The organism is Aeromonas salmonicida, assembly GCF_028355655.1.
Taxonomy (GTDB): domain Bacteria; phylum Pseudomonadota; class Gammaproteobacteria; order Enterobacterales; family Aeromonadaceae; genus Aeromonas; species Aeromonas salmonicida.
On the sequence record NZ_CP110645.1, the window covers coordinates 474,448 to 492,810 of the forward strand.

Sequence of the window (18,363 nt, forward strand, 5' to 3'; positions counted from 1 at the left end):
GTGCCGACCTGTCGGGGCCGCCATGCCCCGACCGGGTGGCAGGCATGAAGGAGGAAGGTGATGGGGATCCCCAGCAACAAGGCCGAGCTGCTGCTCGCCATCGACACGCATTTTGGCAAGCTGCTCAAGGCGTTGCAGGCCGTCCCCGAGAGCCGGGTGCAGGAGCTGGTGATGGAGGGGCACAGCAAGGGCACCTCCATGAGCGTGGCCAACCTGGTGGCCTACCTCATCGGCTGGAATGAGTTGGTGATCAAGTGGATAGAGCGGGATGCGGCGGGCTTGCCGGTAGATTTTCCCGAGACGGGTTTTAAGTGGAACGAGCTGGGCAGGCTGGCCCAAAAGTTCTATCGGGATTATGAGGGGCTGGCCTATCCGGCACTGCTGGCCCGGCTGATGGCAGCCAGGGCCCGCATCGTCGAGCTGATCGTGACGCGGGGTGACGATGAGCTGTATGGTCGCCCCTGGTATGAGCAGTGGACCCTGGGGCGGATGATCCAGTTCAATACCGCCTCTCCCTACCACAATGCCAACGGGCGATTGCGCAAGTGGTTGAAGGGGAACGGTATTCGGGTATGAATGTTCCCGGTGTTGCAGATGGTGATGCTGGCTGAGGCGGCCGGTATTCTTTCGCTGACTTGCCCCGGTTGTTATACTCCCGCCCCTCCATTCTCCCGGGTGCCGGATTTGTCTTCTCCCTGGCGTGAGGCGGCTTGCCATGCTGCCTTGTCTGGCAAACGGGTGTTTCCTCCTGAGTTCAGTCGCCAGTTCGGCGGGCTGTTCATCCGGATATTACCGTAGCCCTTGTTGTGAGACGAGGGCTCCGGTGTCATGAGTTCAATAACAAAAACAACGATTCACACAGAGACAGTCATCAGGATTGGTATGGAAAATCAAGCAGTTAAAGATTCGCATGCAACGCAAACCTCCCTTCGCCGCTGGCTGGAGCCGGTACTGGTACTGGCCATTCTGGGCAGCCTGTTCGGTTACCTCGGCAGCCTGATGGGGCTCTCCGCCCTGGTCAACACCCTGTTCAATACGGCCCATCAGCTGCTGCTCAATACTGTGCTCTTCATCATGGGGATTACAGTGCTATCCGGGGCGCTGAGCCAGCTGCTCAGCGAGTTCGGAGTGATCCGCTTGCTGGAGGTGCTGCTGGCGCCACTGATGAAGCCCATCTTCCGTCTGCCGGGCCGCACTGCCCTGGCGGCTCTGATGACGTTCTTTTCCGACAACCCGGCGGTGATCAGCCTCGCCAAAGACAGTCGCTTTCGCAAGGGCTTCACCCCCTGGCAACTGGTGTCTCTGACCAACTTCGGGACGGCTTTTGGCATGGGGCTGATCGTGGTGACCTTCATGGCCACCCTGCAACTACCGAGCGGCGAATCCACTGCCAGTGCGGCTTTGATAGGTCTGCTCGGCGCCCTCATCGGCTCAGTGGTCTCGACCCGGCTGATGCAGCGCATGATCAGGCCGCTGGTGGGGGAGACCCTGATTGATGACGAAGTGGTGAGCGTGGGCGCCAAGCCCGGGCTGAGTCAGGAAGCGGCTCCCACCTGGCTCCGGGTGCTCAATGCCCTGCTCGATGGTGGCAAGTCCGGGGTGGAGCTCGGCATGGCGGTGATCCCGGGTGTGCTCATCATCAGTACCTTCGTCATGTTGCTGACCTTTGGCCCTGGCGACAAGGGTTATACCGGCGAGGCCTTCCAAGGGGTGGCGCTGCTGCCCGTGCTGGCGGCCAAGGTGGGCTGGCTGTTCGAGATGCTATTCGGTTTTACCCATGCCGAGCTGGTGGCCTTCCCCGTAACTTCACTGGGAGCGGTCGGGGCCGCCATGTCGCTGGTGCCTCCTTTCATCGGCAAGGGTTGGATCACCGGCAACGAGGTGGCGGTATTCACCGCCATGGGCATGTGCTGGAGCGGCTTTCTGAGTACTCACACCGCCATGCTGGATGCGCTCGGTTATCGCCATCTCACCTCCCGCGCCATAGTGGCTCATACCATAGGTGGCCTCTGCGCCGGTGTGGCGGCCCATCAGCTCTACCTGCTGCTGGGCTGAGTCGGGTTCAGATAACAAAAGAGGCTCTTCGGAGCCTCTTTGCATTTCTCGTTGCGATCACGCGGGCAGCATCGAGACGGCCAGCCCGGCGTTGTAGTCACTCGACATGGCCAATGACGGTTTGTTCTATCACGGCTCCGGGCATCATCTGTTGTATGCCTTCAATCAGCTTGTTCCCGGCTGCTTGCAAAGCGTCCAGGGGCATTTCGGGCAAGCTCTCCAGAATGAACCACATCATGCTCGATTCCACACTGAGCCTGGTCCTGACCCCCTGTCTCCAGTTCCAGCGTCGGCACGTCACCCCCTTGTCATCCCGCCATACCACTTCACCGGGTTCTGGAGATTCATGAGCCACTTCGCCGCCCTTCATTGTGTCGAATAGCTCGCTGCCATCGGCAACCACCAACCTTGGTGTCCCTTCATAGGTGGTCAGGTTTTCGCCCCCTACCGGGATGGCGTACTCAATGCTGATGGCGTTATAGAGGTCAACGACAGGATCGATACTCGGCAGGCTGCCATCACGGACAAGCCGTTTTCTCAGGGCTTCGGCGGAGCAGGGAGTGCGCTGTGGTTTGGCGCCAAACTTTCTAAAGAGGTCCGCCCAAGCAGAGAGGTGTGCATCAGCCCAGGGTGCATCTTCTCTGGCCATGGCAAGAGAGGCTTGTGCCAGAGCCCGCGTCCCCACAGTGGGGTCTGCAATGGCAGCCGCCTGGACAGTGATACTCAAGGCCCGGAATCCGGGGGCCATATCGGTCACTTCAGGGGTGATTAACGGCTTGAACAACGGCATAGCGACTCCAAGGGATTCATTGATAGAGACGACATTTGATGTCTCGATGGCGCATGGCATCAGCCACATCAAACTCAATTTGAGAGCCATCTTGCTTGGGCGATGGCAATAAGAAAATTTACGAAATCTTAAGGCCAATAAGGATTTGGAATGACAAGCAGCCCGTCAGTGAACGATTGGCCTCGGATCTCGATCCAGAAGGAAGCTCTGGCTTTTCATTGATCTCTCGCGAAATGGGATGAGCCGCTCAGGAGCGCTATTTCTGATGCTGCTGAAAAACATCAACAACAAGGGCGCCGAGGCGCCCGTTTGCTTGAGTGTCAGACTGACGACATTACAGATTGCCCGGTTTGGGAATGGGGATGCCGAGCAGCAAGTTATCCATCATGCCGACCATGCGGCCCAGCTCGGGTTTGGTGATGGTGTCATTGGCCCCCAGCTGCAATGCCTTCTGGCGGTTGTCATCACTCATCAGCGACGAGAACATTATGATGGGGGTAGTTTTGAAGGCGGGGGTGTCCCGCAGCCGTTTGAGCAGGTGCATGCCATCCATACGGGGCATCTCGACGTCTGTGATGATGCCGCTGACAAACTCGGACACAGGTATCTTCTCCTCCTGCGACAGACGGTCAAACTCCGTCAGCATCTCCAGCCCTTCTCCCCCGTCCTTGGCCGTCACCACGTTGTAGCCAGCGGTGCGCAGCGTGGTCTCTATCATCTTGCGGATGAAGGCCGAGTCGTCGACCACCAGAACGCTCTTGGCCTGACGCAGTGCCATCATGCGATCGTCGATGATGACCTTGCGATCCTGGGTCACATCGTATTTCTCCATGCTGAGCTCTGGGTTGATGTCGGCGATGATCTTCTCGAAGTCGAGGATCATGATGAGGTTGCCATCGCGCCTGACCACGGCGACCACGCAGTCATTCTCGCCCGCTTCCAGAAACTGGCTGGGGGATTCCACATCCTCCCAGGAGACTCTATGGATCCTGCTGACGCTGTCGATGAGAAAGCCGTTCGCCATCTTGTTGAAGTCGGTGACGATAACCACTTTGTTGCTGTTGTCCGGGTTAGTGCGGATCCCGAGCCAGCCCGCCAGATCCACCAGGGGGATCAGCCGTTCACGCAGCGAGAAAACCCCGACCATGTGGCGCTGGGCATTGGGGTAGTCGGTAGTTTCCGGTACCCGGATCACCTCGCGCACCTTGGCGACGTTGATACCGTAATAGGCAATCTTCTCCCTGCCATCGGGCAGATGCTTCTTGAGATGAAACTCGATGATTTCGAGCTCGTTGGTCCCGCTCTCGGTCAGGATGGATTTACGCTCTTCCCCGTTTTTGGACATCATGGCGACTCTCGTGCTTCTGGTTGCGCTGGCAGCACCGGCTGCGGTTTTCCCTCAGTATAGGAATGGATCCGTCCACACCGGAGAGATCCACACAACATAACCCTCATAACTGCTTGATCCCGCAAGTAGGAAGGCACGTAACAGCTTAACAGGGAAACAAAGATGCGATGGAGAAGACCATCACACTCACCACAAACAGGAGCGGAGCATGGCAGAGGCTGTGGTTGTGATAGGGGCAGGGGGCGGAATCGGGCAGGCACTGGTGGCGCACTGGCTGGCGGCAGGAGCCAACCCAGTCATTGCGGTCAGCCGACAGCAAGCTCCCGTCGGGTTTGATGATCCTCGCGTGCATTGGCTGCCCTGTGATTACAGCGACCAGCAGATGAGCCACTGCGTCAGCCATATTGCCGGACTGGCTCCCGGTTTGCGCCATCTGGTGATCTGCAATGGCGTCTTGCATCAGGGGGAGATCAAGCCGGAAAAACGGCTGGAAGCGCTCAATGTCGAGGCCATGACCCGCCTCTACCAGACCAATGCCTTGCTGCCGCTGTGCTGGATCAACCAGCTGCTCCCGCTGTTTGGCACCTCACCCTGCACCCTGGCTGTACTCAGTGCCAGGGTCGGCAGCATTGGTGACAACCGCGCTGGTGGTTGGTATGGCTATCGTGCTGCCAAGGCCGCTCTCAATATGTTGCTCAAGTGCGCGTCCATCGAACTCGCCCGGCGTGCCCCGGGCGTCAAGCTGCTGGCATTTCATCCGGGCACTGTGGATACCCAGCTCTCGCGCCCGTTTCACGCCAATGTGCCGGCCGGTAGCTTGCAGACGCCAGAGCAGGTAGCTCGTCATCTGGTGAGTTTGATGGCGGGACTTGTGCCTGATGGCGAACTCAGCTATCTCGACTGGCAGGGCAAGACTATCGAGTGGTAGGGGCATCCAGCAGGCGAGCCAGCAGGGCTCGCAGCGCCTTGATGATGGCTGGCTTGCCCGCCAGTTGCAGCCTGGCAGCCAGTCGACCCCAGTCCGCGTATTGCCAGATGGTGGCGATCAGCAGCTGGCATTCGCTTGGCGTCAGGGAGGCCAGTCGCGGCAGATTGCCTGTCAGCCAGCGCTGTAGAGTGGATTGGCACAGTTCGAACGGCTTGTGGTGATGGGCGAAGCAATCAAGCTCATCCCGTTCAAACGCATCCAGCTCAGGCACGGCCAGCTCTTGTCCCTTCACACATTGCCACACCAGTGCGGGATCCAGCTCTTTCAACTCCCCGGCCAGCAGGGTAGGTAGCTGTTGTACGAAGCGCTGGCGCCACAGGTCCAGCTCGGCTTGCCACTCGGGTTTCAACGCCTTGAGCAGCAGGGCGGCATGGCTGCCGCTGGCGGCATCCCGCTGCAAACCGATGCGCAGTGTCACCAGCCCGGCCTTGTGCCAGAAGGGCAACAAGTCGGCGCTGGCCGAGAAAGCGGAGCCGAGATAATCGAGCCCTTCCTCCCGGTAGTAGTCCTCCAGCTGGCCGAGCAATCGTGAGCCGAGCCCGTGACGATGCAGCGCCGGGTGGATGGCGATGCGCATCACCCTAGCGTAGCTGCGTCCCCCGGCTGTCTTGAAACCAGCGTGGGCAAGCAGGGACTGGGGCAGCAGATGGCCGCGCGGGCGTCGTCGGCCCGCCCAGATAGCCTCGGCGAGTTTGGGGGCGATATTGCCCTCCCGCGCTACCAGCGCGACCCCCAGCAGGCTCTGCGCCTGTTCCAGCAGGTGGATGTCGAGATCCGGACTCTCCAGCAGAGATCTGAGGTCGCTCGGCGTGGTCTGGTAGTGGGCCAGCACCAGCAGGCCGAATACTTGATTCAGCAGTGCCTCATCGGCGGCCAGCGTCCCTTGCCCGATCAGCCGCCAGCTCGGGTTGGTCGGCGGTTGGGGAGCATCTACCTCGGTATTGAGGCCAAGGAGGCGAAACACCAGCGGTTCCAGCGGGTCGCGAGTGCTCCAGCGGATGGGCTCGGCCAGGTGGATCTCCTGCCAATCCGGCGTCTGGCGGTCAAGCACTCGCTTGAAACGCAGGTGAAAGCCGCGTCCCGTCCCCTCGTAGCCGTGTTCCGTGGTGGCGAAGACAATGCGACTGTGGCGGGCCAGCATGGCCTCCAGCAGCGGCGTAGGGATGGCGGCGGCTTCATCCACCAGCAACAGATCGGGTTGCAGCGCCTCATGTACCAGTCGATCCGGTGAACAGAACTCGAGGCCCACAAGCTGCTCTTGGGTGGTATCGAGCGCCCGGGCGGCGTGGGCGAACAGGGTGGCGACAGTGGCCTGAGAGGGTGCCGTCACCACTATCTTCAGGTCGGGTTGCTGGCGCAGCAGCCCGGCGGCGGCGAGGCCCAGCAGGCTGCTCTTGCCGCGTCCCCGATCGGCGCTCAGCACCAGGGGGCGGCGGCGATGGCCGTGCAGCACCCTGTGGATGGCGGGCAGAGCAAGAACCTGATCGTCACTCAATGGCCGTTCGGCGCCTATCGGTTGCCAGGGCTGTGGGCTGGTGGGCGGGAGCAGGGAGAGCGCAGGATCGCCTGTCAGCAGCCGCACCAGCCGGGCGATAAAGCCGTGACCCGCCCGGCTTGCCTCCTCCGGCTGGGCCACCAATCTGATCCGGTCGGGATCCGGCCATGCTGGCCACAGCTCTCTGGGTGGCGTCAGCAGCAGCAGCAGGCCCCCTGCGCGCAGTGTGCCCGCCAGGGCGCCGAAGGCGTCGGGGTGAAAACCGCTGAAAGCGTTGAAGACCAGCGTGTCGCACTCCTGACCCAGCCGTTGCAGCGCCTTGGCGGCGGGAACGGGCCCGTGGTGGGCGGGGCCTTCCCCCAGCCAGAAGATGGCACCGTCCAGCAGCGGCTCGGTACGGACGATGCAATCAGCCTCGTCTCCTTCCAGCCAGATCAGTCGCCGCTCGCCAGCATGGGCGAGGGTCTGGCGCAGGGCTTTCACCTCGGCGGGGCTCATGAGGCTGAACTGTCGCCCGCTTTGACGCGAGGTTCAAACATGCGATCCCCTGTCTGGTCGATAAAGGTATGGGCCTTTTGCACCATGAAACGCTCCGCATCGGCTGGGTTGGCAAACAGATCGGATCGGATAAATCGATGGGTTTGCAGCACACCATCCAGCTCCTTGGTGATGCGGCCCGCCAACCGGTACTGACCCCCTTCCGCCATGGGCTCTGGATAGATGAGATAACCGGCGTATTCGGTGGGAGTGACGTCGACGGCTTGGGCTGGTTGGCCCCCGAACAGTGCTGTGAACAGTTTCTTGAGCATGATGTTTTCCTCTGTGACAGAGGCATTGTCCCCAAGGGACTGATGGCTGGCAAGCGGGGGATCTTATTACTAATTGTTATTTGCACTACGAACCATTCTCATTTAGATTTCATTGCATTCCAGCATGAGGTAAACACTATGTACGTCTGTTTGTGCCGTGGCATCACAGATACCCAGATCCGCAAGGCGGTACAGGCAGGCAAGAGCGAGTTTCGTCAACTCAAACAGTCGCTGGAGGTAGGTGCCCAGTGTGGCAAGTGCGTGCGCATGACCATGGAGATCATCGCAGCCGAACTCGACAAGGCAGAGCTGGAACAGGCTCCACTCTATTACGAAGTGGCCTGACCTAGACCCTGGCGTTTTCCAACCCGACCCGGCAGCAGGGTCACCCTTCCTTTCAGGCGAGCTGGCTCGCCATACCTCTTGTTGTCACTTTTCTGGACTAAGCTCTAACGATCGAAGCCTCAGGCACGAACCAAGGAGCAGAGTCGATGAAAGGAGATCCCAAGATCATTGCCCACCTCAACAAGGTGCTGGCCAATGAGCTGATTGCCATCAACCAATACTTCCTGCATGCCCGCATCTACGATGACTGGGGCCTCAAGGCGCTCGGGCACAAGGAGTATCACGAGTCCATCGATGAGATGAAGCACGCCGACGAGCTGGTCAAACGGGTGTTGTTTCTGGAAGGGCTGCCCAACTTGCAGGATCTGGGCAAGCTGCGCATCGGTGAGACGGTGGAGGAGATGCTGCGCTGTGATTTGTCGCTGGAGATGGACGCCATCCCCGACCTGAAAGTGGCCATCGCCTATGCCGAGTCGGTGCAGGACTATATCAGCCGTGACCTGTTCCAGGACATTCTGGAAGATGAAGAGGAGCACGTAGACTGGCTTGAGACCCAGCTCGATCTCATCGATCGCATCGGGCTGGAGAACTACCAGCAGTCCCAGCTGCATCACGGCTCATCCTGAATAGTTATGGCATGAAAAGCTGACTTAAAAACCCGCCAAGGCGGGTTTTTTCATATCCGTTGCATAGCTTTTCATCCGGTTTATCCATATGAAAAATAAGCTTATTTTTGTTAGTCAGGTCGCAAAAATATGTTGAGTAGATGTGCACTATTGGAACCCCTATCGGGGGCACACAATAACAACAGGTTAAAGGACTACACCATGCACTTCTTGCCCAACAAGCTTGCGCTGGCTTGCGCCATCGCACTCTCTCTCGCTGCCTGCAATGACAACAGCTCCAACGCGCCGGCGGATCCCGCCGCTACCAAGGCATCCCTGATGCAAATCATGGACGAGGCCCAGCGTGCGAGTCAGGCGCTGGACCCTTACGGATTTGCCATTGATGCGCCAGGGATCGCCCAGCGCAAGGCGCTTGACGGTTCGCTGCTCACCCGGCTGGATGCCATGGATCCGAGCGTGTTGAGCGAGCGGGACCGACTGTTTTACGACATGATCCGCTGGGATTTGCAGATCAACCTGGCGGGCTATGAGCTGCCTCAATCCCAGATCCCGATCCATCACTTCCGCAATCGGGTGGTGGATCTGGCCGATGAGGTCGGGGCTGCGCCCGCCAGCGGCAAGGCAGCCCGCACAATCAGCAGCGGCTTCGATTACTTCGAGCAGAGCTCGGCCGAGCGAGTCGCGCCGGGAGATGCAGCCTGGCGGCGTGATCTGGACCGTACACCTGCGGGGACTGTTGTAGCCACGCGGGCGAAGGCGGTGACGGCACCGCTGGCCTGGTATAAGGAACACCTCACCTGGCTCAAGGCCTACGACGCCTATCTGGCCGAAGTGAAGCATCAGTTCGAGCTGGGCAGCACCCAGGGCAACACTTTGCCGAATGAGCTGGTGGACAGGCTGCTGGCACAGCTCGACAGTAAGCTGGACGGTGAAGCCATCTCCGGTGCCTACCTCGGCTGGCAACAGCTGCCGGGGGAGGCCGACGAGGCACTGCGCACCGATTACAAGGCGGTGCTGGACAGCATCAACGGCCGCTATCTGGCGCTGCGGGACTATCTGGATTATCAGCATGGCGGCGCTTATGCGGTGCGTCTTGGCAGCGGTGAGTGTGACGATGGCTTCTGCGGCATGACCAATGGCCGTGACTGGTATCGCTGGTTGCTGAAGAAGCACACCACCACCGAGATGACGCCGGAGCAGGTGCATGCGCTGGGGCTGAGCGAGGTGGAGCGGATCTTCGGCGCCATGGTCAAGGTGTGTCATACCGTCGGCAAGTGCGACAGCGAGGAGGTAGCCCAGAGCAAGCAAAGCGGCCAGATCTATGACTTCTTCCGCTATCTCAACGAACCTACCTTCTTCTACCAGAATCCGCTGACTGTCTGGTCTGCCGGTTTGAATCCGAGCAATGTGGCAGGGGCGGCGCTGAGTGAGCCACAACAGCAGGCGCTGGCCGAACATGAGTGGGCACTGCGGGAGTACAACGCCTTCAAGAGCAAGGCAGCGCTGGTGTTGCCGGATTTCTTCGATGCCGAGCGCACCATCCCCAAACTGGATTACGAGGTGGTGCCCGTTTCCTATGAGGATGCGCCCTATGGCGGCGTTGCCTGGTATCAGGACGGCAACCCGCAGACCGGTCGCAAGGGGCAGTTCTTCCTCAATACCTACTATCCCTATGGTTTGCAGAGCTGGAACATCAGCACCCTGCTGGCCCATGAGGCGGCGCCTGGCCACCACTTCCAGATCACCATAGCCCAGGAGCTGGCGGCCAAGGATCCCGACTTCCCGCAGTATGTGGCGAACGCTTCCTATACCGCCTATGCGGAGGGCTGGGCGCTCTACACCGAATACCTGGCGGATCACGACATGGGGCTCTATCAGGGGCGCGGCCTCTACGATCCGGCCGTGGGAGATGTGAAGGTCGAGGGCTCGTCCGCGTTCAACAACCAGCTGCAGTATTTCGGACGCCTCAACGAGGAGATGCTCAGGGCCATGCGGCTGGTGGTGGATACCGGCATTCACTGGTATGGCTGGAGCCACGACAAGGCCGTCAATTACATGCAGGAGAATTCGGCGTTGGGGGCGGGAGACATAGGATCAGAGGTGCCGCGCTACATGGCCTATACCGGTCAGGCCACGTCTTACAAGGCGGGTCAGCTGGCGCTGATCCGGATGCGGGAGTCCGCCGAGCAGGCCCTTGGTAGCCAGTTTGACCTCAAGGCCTTCCACCACCATGTACTGGAATACGGCATGTTGCCCATCTCTGTGCTTGAGCAGAAGAACCGGCAGTGGATTGAACAGTCGAAGTGATCACAGTTACGGCGCCCGGCAAGGCAGCGGGCGCCGCTTTCGATTAGGATACGGCTCTATTTCCATCACAATGCTACGGATGATTTACATGGAACTGATTGCACGTGAGATGGCCCCCCACAAGCGGGTGGCGCTGGTGGCTCACGACAACATGAAGACCCCTTTGCTGAACTGGGTGATGCGCCGCAAGGAGGAGCTCAAGCTCCACCATCTCTATGCGACCGGCACCACGGGCACCATGCTCGGCAAGCAGGCGCAACTGCCTATTACCTGCCTCTTCTCCGGCCCCATGGGCGGTGACCAGCAGCTCGGTGCCCTGATTGCCGAAGGCAAGATAGACGTGCTGATCTTCTTCTGGGATCCTCTCAATGCAGTGCCCCACGATCCGGACGTGAAAGCGCTGCTGCGCCTCGCTGCGGTATGGAACATTCCAGTTGCCACCAACGAGGCGACCGCAGATTTCATCATGGACTGCCCCCATATGCGGCAGGCATTCAGCGTACAGATCCCGGATTATGCTGGCTATTTGAAAGCCAGGACCGAATAAAGGTAGATCCATCACTCTGTGCTGGTTACTTGAAAGCCAGGAGCGAATGTAAACAAGCAGATAGCAAAGAGCCGGACACAGTCCGGCTCTTTTATTTGAAAGATGGCAGCAAGTTAACGCTGGAACCCCTTCTGAGCGAATTTGGGTCTGGCGCTCATGATCTGCTCCACCTGCTCGTCGCTCATCTTGCCGCGGGAGAGGCCCAGCACCTTGTAGGTGAGCAGCGGCCGTGCCGGCAGGGCAATCATCAGTGCCCGGATCTGGTTCTCGTCCTCTTTCTCCCGTACCGGCTTGCCATAGGCGTAGGTGAGTACGCCGGCATCCATCAGGTTTTTGACGGCAGGCTCGGTGATCGGCAAATTTATGACGCTTTTGCGTTGCAGCACAAACTCGCGCAGTACCGCTTTCTCGTTGAAGTCGAGGAAAGCAATCATCTGGGCCAGCAGATCCTGTTGGCGGCGGGACTGCCACTCTTCACAGGCCCACTCCCAGGCGATCAGAAATGCCTGACTGCAGAAGTAGGAGATGGCGATCAGCATACCGACCCCGAGCCAGGCCGCGTGGAGCGTAGCCCACTGGCTGACTGCACCTTTCATCAGACCGGCCGGAAACAGCAATATGATGCTGCAGCAGAGTAACAACCAGACCATGAGCCAGTTGAGGCGGTTCAGTTGATAGAAATGTTGGATCCACCGTTTCATCGTTCATCCTTCCCAAACTATTGTGGACAGTAATCAACTCATAGCAATCGTTGTGCCAAGGCGTGGATGCCAGGGGAAAGAGTGGAGATCCGGACGGAGAAATCGAGGGAGCTGACCGAGTGACGCGTTACATTCCCTTACAACTTACTGAGCTAATGATCATTAATTTGCCTTGTGAGCTGGCCGCCGGTTTGGTAAAAAGCCCGCACTGTCATTGGGGAGTAGCAACCCGCCCGTGATCCGGGCAGGGCTCATGTCAACATTCTTGGATCTTCCGATCCATGGCATGGGCGGCGATAGCATCTATCGCTCTGCAAGACCTTTGGCCTCGATACGCAAGTCAGCCGGGCGAGCCGTATCGGGTCCATCGGTTGTTCTGCTCGCCTGGCGGTTGCCTATTATGTTGATCACCCTGCTGTTATTTCTGCTCTCTGCCGTCATCATCTACCTGGCCTGCGAATATTTCGTCAACGGTATCGAATGGACCGGCCATCATTTCAAGTTCTCCCAGAGTGCCACCGGCTCCCTGCTGGCAGCCCTAGGTACGGCCTTGCCCGAATGCATCGTCACCCTGACCGCCCTGCTTATGGGGGATGCTCCCGCCCAGCAACAGATTGGGATCGGCGCCGCTCTCGGTGGCCCTCTTGTACTCTCCACCATAGGCTATGCCGCCGTCGGCGTGACCCTGTTGCTGTGCATGAGCCGTGCCCATCGAGTCATCGACGGCGAGGTGCAGCGCGAGATAGGTCGGGATCAAGCCTGGTTTGTCGGTATCTTCCTGGTGGCTGTTGCCCTCGGCATGGTGGCCTTCACCGGCAAGGCCTGGCTGGCGCCGCTGTTCGTGCTGGTTTATCTGGTCTATGTGCGGCGCGAGCTGAAGCAGACCGACAGCCACGAGGTCGAGTTGCCCGAGCCCCTCAAGCTGGATCCCGAGGCCGATATCCCGGCGCTCGGCAAGGTGCTGTTGCAGACCCTGGTGGCGCTGGTGGTGGTGGCGCTGGCGGCCCAGCTGTTCGTTCATCAACTGGAGAGCATGGGCGAGCTGTTCGGCCTCTCTCCCGTGCTGGCGGCCCTGCTGCTGAGCCCGGTGGCGACCGAGATGCCGGAGCTGATGAACGTGCTGATCTGGGTGCGGCAGGGCAAGAGCCGGCTGGCGCTGGCCAATATCTCAGGCGCCATGATGATCCAGGGCACGATCCCCAAGGCGTTCTGCCTGCTGTTTACCCCCTGGTTGCTCGACGGCACCATGATGGTCTCCTCGCTGGTGACCCTGCTGGCGGTAGTGCTGCTGTGGTGGGGCTTCAGCCGTGCGCAGATGACGGCGGGCAGGCTGGCCTGGGTTGGGCTGGTCTATCTCGGTTTCTGTGGCTGGTTGGTGGTGAGCTGACGAGATATGGGTTTCATGAGCGTGACGCCATGAGAAAGGGCAGGATTCCATCCTGCCCTTTTTATTGTCATCAAAATATCTCAGCTGACGCTGAGCACTGGGATCAGAACTGCTGGAACCAGCGCTGGATCTGGGCCGGATCCTTGCTCTGGGTCAGGGAGAGCATCAGCAGGATGCGCGCCTTCTGCGGGTTCAGGGTGCCGGCGGCCACGAAGCCGTACTTGGCATCGTCGATCTCGGCATCCAGGGTGGTGGCGCCGGTCGGTACACGGGCGGAACGCACCACGCGGATACCATCCTTGCTCGCCTTGGCCAGGGTATCGAACAGTGTGTGGTAGAGGTTGCCGTTGCCCACCCCGGCGCTGACGATACCGTCAAACTTGGCATCCACCATGGCCTTGGCCGGCAGATCGGTGGCGTTGGCATAGCTGTAAACGATGCCCACTTGCGGCAGCTTGTCGAGCTTGCTTACGTCGAACGGGGTCTTGCTGGTGTGCAGACGTGCCGGACTGCGCTGATAGTCGATTTTGCCGTTGTGGATGTAACCCAGCGGGCCGAAGTTGGGGGCGGCAAAGGTCTGCACCCCTGTGGTGTTGGTCTTGGTGACGTCGCGGGCATCCAGCACTGTATCGTTCATGGCGACCATGACGCCACGGCCCTTGGAGCTGGGGTCGGAGGCGGTGACGACAGCGTTGTAGAGGTTGAGCGGGCCATCGGCACTCATGGCGGTGGAGGGGCGCATGGCACCGACCAGCACCACAGGCTTGTCGCTCTTGACGGTGAGGTTGAGGAAGTAGGCAGTCTCTTCCATGGTGTCGGTACCGTGGGTGATGACGATGCCATCCACGTCATCCTTGGCCAGCAGCTCGTTGACCCGCTTGGCCAGCTTGAGCCACACCTCGTCGTTCATGTCCTGGGAGCCGATCTTGACTACCTGCTCTCCCTGCACGTCGGCCACGTTCTTCATCTCGGGAACTGCAGCAATCAGGGTCTCGATAGCTACCTTGCCTGCTTCATAGTTGGATTGGGTTGCGGACTGTCCCGCTCCGGCTATGGTGCCACCGGTAGCCAGGATATGAACCTGTGGCAGGGCCATGGCCATCGGGGAGAGGGTCAGGCCAAGTACGGTGGCGATCAGTGTCTTGCGGATAGGGAGAGTCATGCTGCAAATCCTTCTGAGTGATAAAAATTGCAGCAAGTTTGCGCTTTCTGTTGAGGGGGTCTGTGATGACTCTCACCAAAAAACAGCTGGGTACAGAATTTTAACCTGATTTATACCTCTATAGAGATAATTTAACTCGCCAGGAAGCCTTTGGCTTCAATCAGGGCGATCAGCTCCGCCTTGCTCAGATCGCTTTCGATGACGGCCTTGCTGCTGGCGAAATCCACCCGGGCCTGGCTAACAGCGCTCTGGGCCAGCAGGGCTTTTTGCAGGCTGGCGGCGCAGCCACCACAGGACATGCCGGAAATGGTGAGTTCGATGGTCATGGGATCACTCCTCTGTTGATGTGCAGCCAGCCTAAAGCTGCCGCCCGCAGCAAGGTCAAGCCCTAGCGAGCCACCACGGATTCACGCACCATCAGACGACCATGGAACTTCTGTTGCTCGTCGGCGGGGCGCAGGCTCTGCGTCAATTGGGCTTGCAGCACGCGCACACTCTCCTGTGCCAAGCGTTCGCTCGGATATTCGATGCAGGTCAGCGGGGGCGTCAGCTGATCTGCCAGGGCCGATCCTTCCAGGCTGATGACGGAGACATCCTGAGGAATATTGAGGTTGAATTCGCGCAGAAGACGCATGGCATCGGCGGCCTGGGCATCTTGCTGCACCACCAGTGCGGTAAAGGGCAGATAGCGGTTGAGCAAGCCGAGCAACGCCTGCTGGTTGTCGGTACCATCGATCACCAGCTGACTGTTGTAGGGCAGGGATTGCTGCTGAAGTGCCTGCTGATAACCCTGGATGGCACTCTTGCCGGCTGGGGATAGTTTGTCATCCAGCATCAGCACCATCTGGCGATGGCCTTTGCCAAGCAAAAAGCGGCAGGCGCTCTCGGTGGCGAAGGTCAGGTCGTAGCAGAGATTGAGATTGCTCGAATCACTCACCCCATCCAGCTGAAGGAGGCGCTCGTCCTGGTTCATTGACTGCTTGGCACCGATCACCAGCACGCCATCACAACGGCCGCCCAGCAGTTCGTCTACTGCCAGCTGTTGTTGCTGCGCCTCGTCGGCAAAGCGCACCAGCATGCTCTTGCCCGCCTTGGCCAACGCCCCTTCCAGCAGCGGTAGCATGCTGGCCAGACGGTTGCCGAGCTGGGGGGAGAGAATGATGCCGATGCAATCCGTCGCCTGAGTCGCCAGGGAGCGGGCCGTGGCATTGGGGCGGAAGTTCAGTTGTTCTGCGGCTTGCAGCACAGCCAGCCGACTCTCTTCACGCACGCCGCGGGAGCCGCTCAATACGCGGGAAACGGTGGCTTTTGATACATTCGCGAGGCGCGACACATCGGTAATATTGGCCATGGCTTCATCAACGGTAACCGGTTAACAGAAGTTCATCCTAACATAGGCCGATACCGCCCGGTAAGGTTTGCCTGTTGGGCAGAATGGAAAAGGGTGGCCATCGCCACCCTCTGCCATCTCTGACCCCGTCCATCAGAAGAAGTATTTGAAACGGACCCGGCCGCCGTAACGATCTATGTTGTCCTCTTCGTTGCTGTCGACATTCAGCTGTGACCAATAGGCACCCAGGTAGATGTCAAAGTTGTTCAGATCCAGCACCTTGGGGATCTTGTAGGAGGCATAGACGGTGTTGATAGTGTGCTTGCCGACCATCTTGCCGAAATCGGCGCTGGCATTGCCCAGGTTGGCGCTGCTGATGTCGTTGATGGCGTAGATGTAACCCAGACCGGCGTTGTGCCAGAGCAGGTTGGCGCCCAGGGTGGTATCGGTTTCAGCTTCGGCATCCATGCGGGCGGCATTGACGTTGACCGTCAGGGCATCCTGGGTCCAGCTGGTGGTGAGGCCATAGCCTATGCGGTCGGAAACGGAGACATCATCCGTGGTGACGATGGCATCGTTGATTGCGTTGCCCTCGGCACCCAGCGCTACTTTCAGGTTTTCACCTTTCCAGGCGATGACAGGGCGTACTATGACGGAGTCCTTGGCCTTGGTCAGCGCATAGCCGTGGTACTGCTGGCCTGCGAACAGATTGGTGCGATCACCCAGCAGGGTGGAGAGTTCCAGATACCAGTTGCCTGCCTCCTTGTTGAGCAGCAGCTGGCCGCCCTTGCCAGCCCGGCCACGGCCTTCTTTGAGCATGTAAACATAACCATTGCCATCGGAGTAGAGGTCGTTGGCGCTATCCCCCGAGTGTTCGACAAAGATGTCCTGTCCCAGCGGGAACATGTCATAGGCCTCGAAACGACCCACCTTCATCCCCCAGTTGCTGCGCTGGCCGAACCCAAGATATGCATCATCGGCACCGGCACCGCCATTGGTGCCTATGGTGGGTTGGATCTGGATCTGGCCATAGCGGCCATCTTCCAGCTCTCGTACGCCGACGAAGTTCAGCAGCAGGCGACCATCCTCATCCCAGCGATCGGTGCGGGTTTCGCTGGTCTGCCCCAGCACATTGCCACGGGTGGTGTTGGAGGCATTGAGGTTGATCTCCGCATCTCCCCCCAGGCTGAGCCGGCCGAAATCCGTATTGGTTTCGACCACGGCACTGACCATGAAAGGAGCGCTCAGGGCCAGGATGGCAAGGAGCTGGACGGACAGGTTTGTCAGTTTCATTATTATCATTCCTTGAGTTTTATGATTTTGATATATAAGCGTTTATTTATTTGTCTCTCCAAAGAGAGGGCAAATTTGGTCATGCCTGTCCCCCATCGGCTAGGCAATGTGGGATTGGGGAGCATGGATTGTTCAGTAGAGGGCCAGAGTGGGTGGCCGCGCTCGACTCAGGGTCTACATCGACAGTCAGGTGCAACGGCGATGGCGCACTGTGGACGATACCCGCCTTGTGCTGGGGGAATCATATTGCCCATGTGGCAATCCCTTCGGCACAGCGTGGCAGCCAGGCTGCGCCTCGCACGCCACTGCTGTCACCATGGCAGGCGGGCACTATGGGGGTGATGCACCCATCCGAAAACAGATAGGGATCCAGCGCCCGGGGCAGGTCTCGGTAGAGGAGGTCGATGTTGGAGAGACCGCCTCCCAGTACTATGACATCCGGGTCCAGTACGTTGATAAGGCTTGCCACGCTGCGGGCCAGAGCCTGGATGAAGTGGCCATAATGGGCCAGCGCCTGGTGGTCTCCTTCTGCGGCTGCCGTGATGATCCCCCGAGGCGAGAGGCTGCGGCCATGGCGTTCGACAAAGCGGCCCGCAAACCCAGTGCCCGAGATGAAGCGCTCGATGCAGTTATGGCGGCCGCAGTAGCAGGGCTGGCTTGGGCCATCCTGTGCCGGGTCATAGCCGGGCAAGGGGTTGTGTCCCCATTCGCCTGTGATGGCGTTGGGCCCGACGATAAGCTGGCGATTGACCACCAGACCGCCGCCACACCCGGTCCCCAGTATGATGCCAAACACCAGTCGTCCTGCGTCGCCTGCGCCGTCGACGGCTTCTGACAGGGTGAAGCAGTCGGCATCATTGGCCAGCCAGACCGGTTGGCCCAGCACCCGCGTCAGATCCCCCTTGAGATCCTGCCCGTTGAGAAACAGGCAGTTGGCATTCTTGATGCGGCCGGTTTGCGGGCTGATCGCCCCGGGCAGTCCTATGCCGATGGTGAATGTGCCGTCCAGCTCCTGGCGTATCTCGTTCACCAGGCCGGTGATGGCTGCAAGAAAATCGCCGTACCCCGTGGTCGGGGTCGCAATGCGTTTGCACAGCAAGCTGACACCCTGGCTATCGAGCAATTGAGCCTCGATTTTGGTGCCGCCGATGTCGAGTCCGAGTCGCAACATGGTTATCTT

General features: G+C 59.5%; 18 protein-coding genes and 1 riboswitch. Of the genes, 8 read left to right on the top strand and 10 right to left on the bottom strand.

The window, feature by feature from the left end; genetic code table 11:
• The first annotated feature begins 60 nt into the window (after window positions 1-60).
• Window positions 61-576: a ClbS/DfsB family four-helix bundle protein gene (locus ONZ54_RS02340; RefSeq protein ID WP_271787374.1), complete on the top strand. Its 516-nt coding sequence runs from the start codon at window positions 61-63 to the stop codon at window positions 574-576.
• Between the two features lie 306 nt (window positions 577-882).
• A complete protein-coding gene (locus ONZ54_RS02345; protein ID WP_059113481.1) occupies window positions 883-2,055 on the top strand; it encodes a CD0519/CD1768 family membrane protein in 1,173 nt (390 codons plus the stop codon).
• A 97-nt stretch (window positions 2,056-2,152) separates the two neighbouring features.
• Here the strand turns inward: ONZ54_RS02345 and ONZ54_RS02350 are convergent, their stop codons facing one another.
• The gene (locus ONZ54_RS02350) at window positions 2,153-2,845 is read right to left on the bottom strand and encodes a B3/B4 domain-containing protein (protein ID WP_271788239.1); all 693 of its coding nucleotides are present in this window, start codon (window positions 2,843-2,845) and stop codon (window positions 2,153-2,155) included.
• 334 nt (window positions 2,846-3,179) lie between these two features.
• Window positions 3,180-4,193: a chemotaxis protein gene (locus ONZ54_RS02355; protein ID WP_058394563.1), complete on the bottom strand. Its 1,014-nt coding sequence runs from the start codon at window positions 4,191-4,193 to the stop codon at window positions 3,180-3,182.
• A 208-nt stretch (window positions 4,194-4,401) separates the two neighbouring features.
• Here ONZ54_RS02355 and ONZ54_RS02360 point away from each other — a divergent pair, with 208 nt between their 5' ends.
• Window positions 4,402-5,121: an SDR family NAD(P)-dependent oxidoreductase gene (locus tag ONZ54_RS02360; RefSeq protein WP_271787375.1), complete on the top strand. Its 720-nt coding sequence runs from the start codon at window positions 4,402-4,404 to the stop codon at window positions 5,119-5,121.
• On the opposite strand, the gene ONZ54_RS02365 is transcribed toward ONZ54_RS02360, so the two are convergent.
• Together ONZ54_RS02365 and ONZ54_RS02370 are read right to left on the bottom strand one after the other, a co-directional pair.
• On the bottom strand, window positions 5,108-7,174 hold the full coding sequence (locus ONZ54_RS02365) for a tRNA(Met) cytidine acetyltransferase TmcA (protein ID WP_271787376.1): 2,067 nt from the start codon (window positions 7,172-7,174) through the stop codon (window positions 5,108-5,110). The two genes, ONZ54_RS02360 and ONZ54_RS02365, sit on opposite strands and share 14 nt — an antisense overlap.
• Window positions 7,171-7,485 (bottom strand): HlyU family transcriptional regulator, encoded by a 315-nt coding sequence (locus ONZ54_RS02370; RefSeq protein ID WP_058394560.1) that lies wholly within the window; start codon window positions 7,483-7,485, stop codon window positions 7,171-7,173. Before ONZ54_RS02370 ends, ONZ54_RS02365 begins: the two co-directional genes overlap by 4 nt.
• A gap of 138 nt (window positions 7,486-7,623) precedes the next feature.
• Between ONZ54_RS02370 and ONZ54_RS02375 the strand changes: the two genes are divergently transcribed.
• The 4 genes from ONZ54_RS02375 (at window position 7,624) to ONZ54_RS02390 (ending at window position 11,310) form a co-directional block, all read left to right on the top strand.
• Window positions 7,624-7,830, top strand: a complete 207-nt coding sequence (locus ONZ54_RS02375; protein WP_162626254.1) for a bacterioferritin-associated ferredoxin — start codon at window positions 7,624-7,626, stop codon at window positions 7,828-7,830.
• Window positions 7,831-7,976: 146 nt separating this feature from the next.
• Window positions 7,977-8,456 carry a bacterioferritin gene (bfr, locus tag ONZ54_RS02380; protein ID WP_005314068.1) on the top strand — a complete coding sequence of 160 codons (480 nt, stop codon included), beginning with the start codon at window positions 7,977-7,979 and terminating at the stop codon, window positions 8,454-8,456.
• 201 nt (window positions 8,457-8,657) lie between these two features.
• Window positions 8,658-10,763: a DUF885 domain-containing protein gene (locus tag ONZ54_RS02385; protein WP_271787377.1), complete on the top strand. Its 2,106-nt coding sequence runs from the start codon at window positions 8,658-8,660 to the stop codon at window positions 10,761-10,763.
• 88 nt (window positions 10,764-10,851) lie between these two features.
• The gene (locus ONZ54_RS02390; RefSeq protein WP_021139003.1) at window positions 10,852-11,310 is read left to right on the top strand and encodes a methylglyoxal synthase; all 459 of its coding nucleotides are present in this window, start codon (window positions 10,852-10,854) and stop codon (window positions 11,308-11,310) included.
• 113 nt (window positions 11,311-11,423) lie between these two features.
• On the opposite strand, the gene ONZ54_RS02395 is transcribed toward ONZ54_RS02390, so the two are convergent.
• Window positions 11,424-12,011, bottom strand: coding sequence for a superinfection exclusion B family protein (locus ONZ54_RS02395; RefSeq protein WP_017412541.1), 588 nt, complete (start codon window positions 12,009-12,011; stop codon window positions 11,424-11,426).
• 204 nt (window positions 12,012-12,215) lie between these two features.
• A riboswitch (yybP-ykoY riboswitch) is annotated at window positions 12,216-12,323 on the top strand.
• Window positions 12,324-12,411: 88 nt separating this feature from the next.
• Here ONZ54_RS02395 and ONZ54_RS02400 point away from each other — a divergent pair.
• A complete protein-coding gene (locus ONZ54_RS02400; RefSeq protein WP_271787378.1) occupies window positions 12,412-13,398 on the top strand; it encodes a sodium:calcium antiporter in 987 nt (328 codons plus the stop codon).
• Window positions 13,399-13,501: 103 nt separating this feature from the next.
• Here ONZ54_RS02400 and ansB read toward each other — a convergent pair whose 3' ends face one another.
• From ansB to ONZ54_RS02425, 5 genes are all read right to left on the bottom strand, one after another.
• Entirely contained in the window at window positions 13,502-14,560 is a 1,059-nt protein-coding gene (gene ansB / locus ONZ54_RS02405) for an L-asparaginase 2 (protein WP_271787379.1), read from the bottom strand.
• A 131-nt stretch (window positions 14,561-14,691) separates the two neighbouring features.
• Window positions 14,692-14,886 carry a heavy-metal-associated domain-containing protein gene (locus ONZ54_RS02410; RefSeq protein WP_271787380.1) on the bottom strand — a complete coding sequence of 65 codons (195 nt, stop codon included), beginning with the start codon at window positions 14,884-14,886 and terminating at the stop codon, window positions 14,692-14,694.
• 62 nt (window positions 14,887-14,948) lie between these two features.
• On the bottom strand, window positions 14,949-15,911 hold the full coding sequence (locus ONZ54_RS02415; RefSeq protein ID WP_021138999.1) for a LacI family DNA-binding transcriptional regulator: 963 nt from the start codon (window positions 15,909-15,911) through the stop codon (window positions 14,949-14,951).
• Between the two features lie 132 nt (window positions 15,912-16,043).
• Window positions 16,044-17,183, bottom strand: coding sequence for a carbohydrate porin (locus ONZ54_RS02420; protein ID WP_271787381.1), 1,140 nt, complete (start codon window positions 17,181-17,183; stop codon window positions 16,044-16,046).
• 241 nt (window positions 17,184-17,424) lie between these two features.
• A complete protein-coding gene (locus tag ONZ54_RS02425) occupies window positions 17,425-18,354 on the bottom strand; it encodes an ROK family protein (RefSeq protein WP_271787382.1) in 930 nt (309 codons plus the stop codon).
• Window positions 18,355-18,363 lie beyond the last annotated feature (9 nt).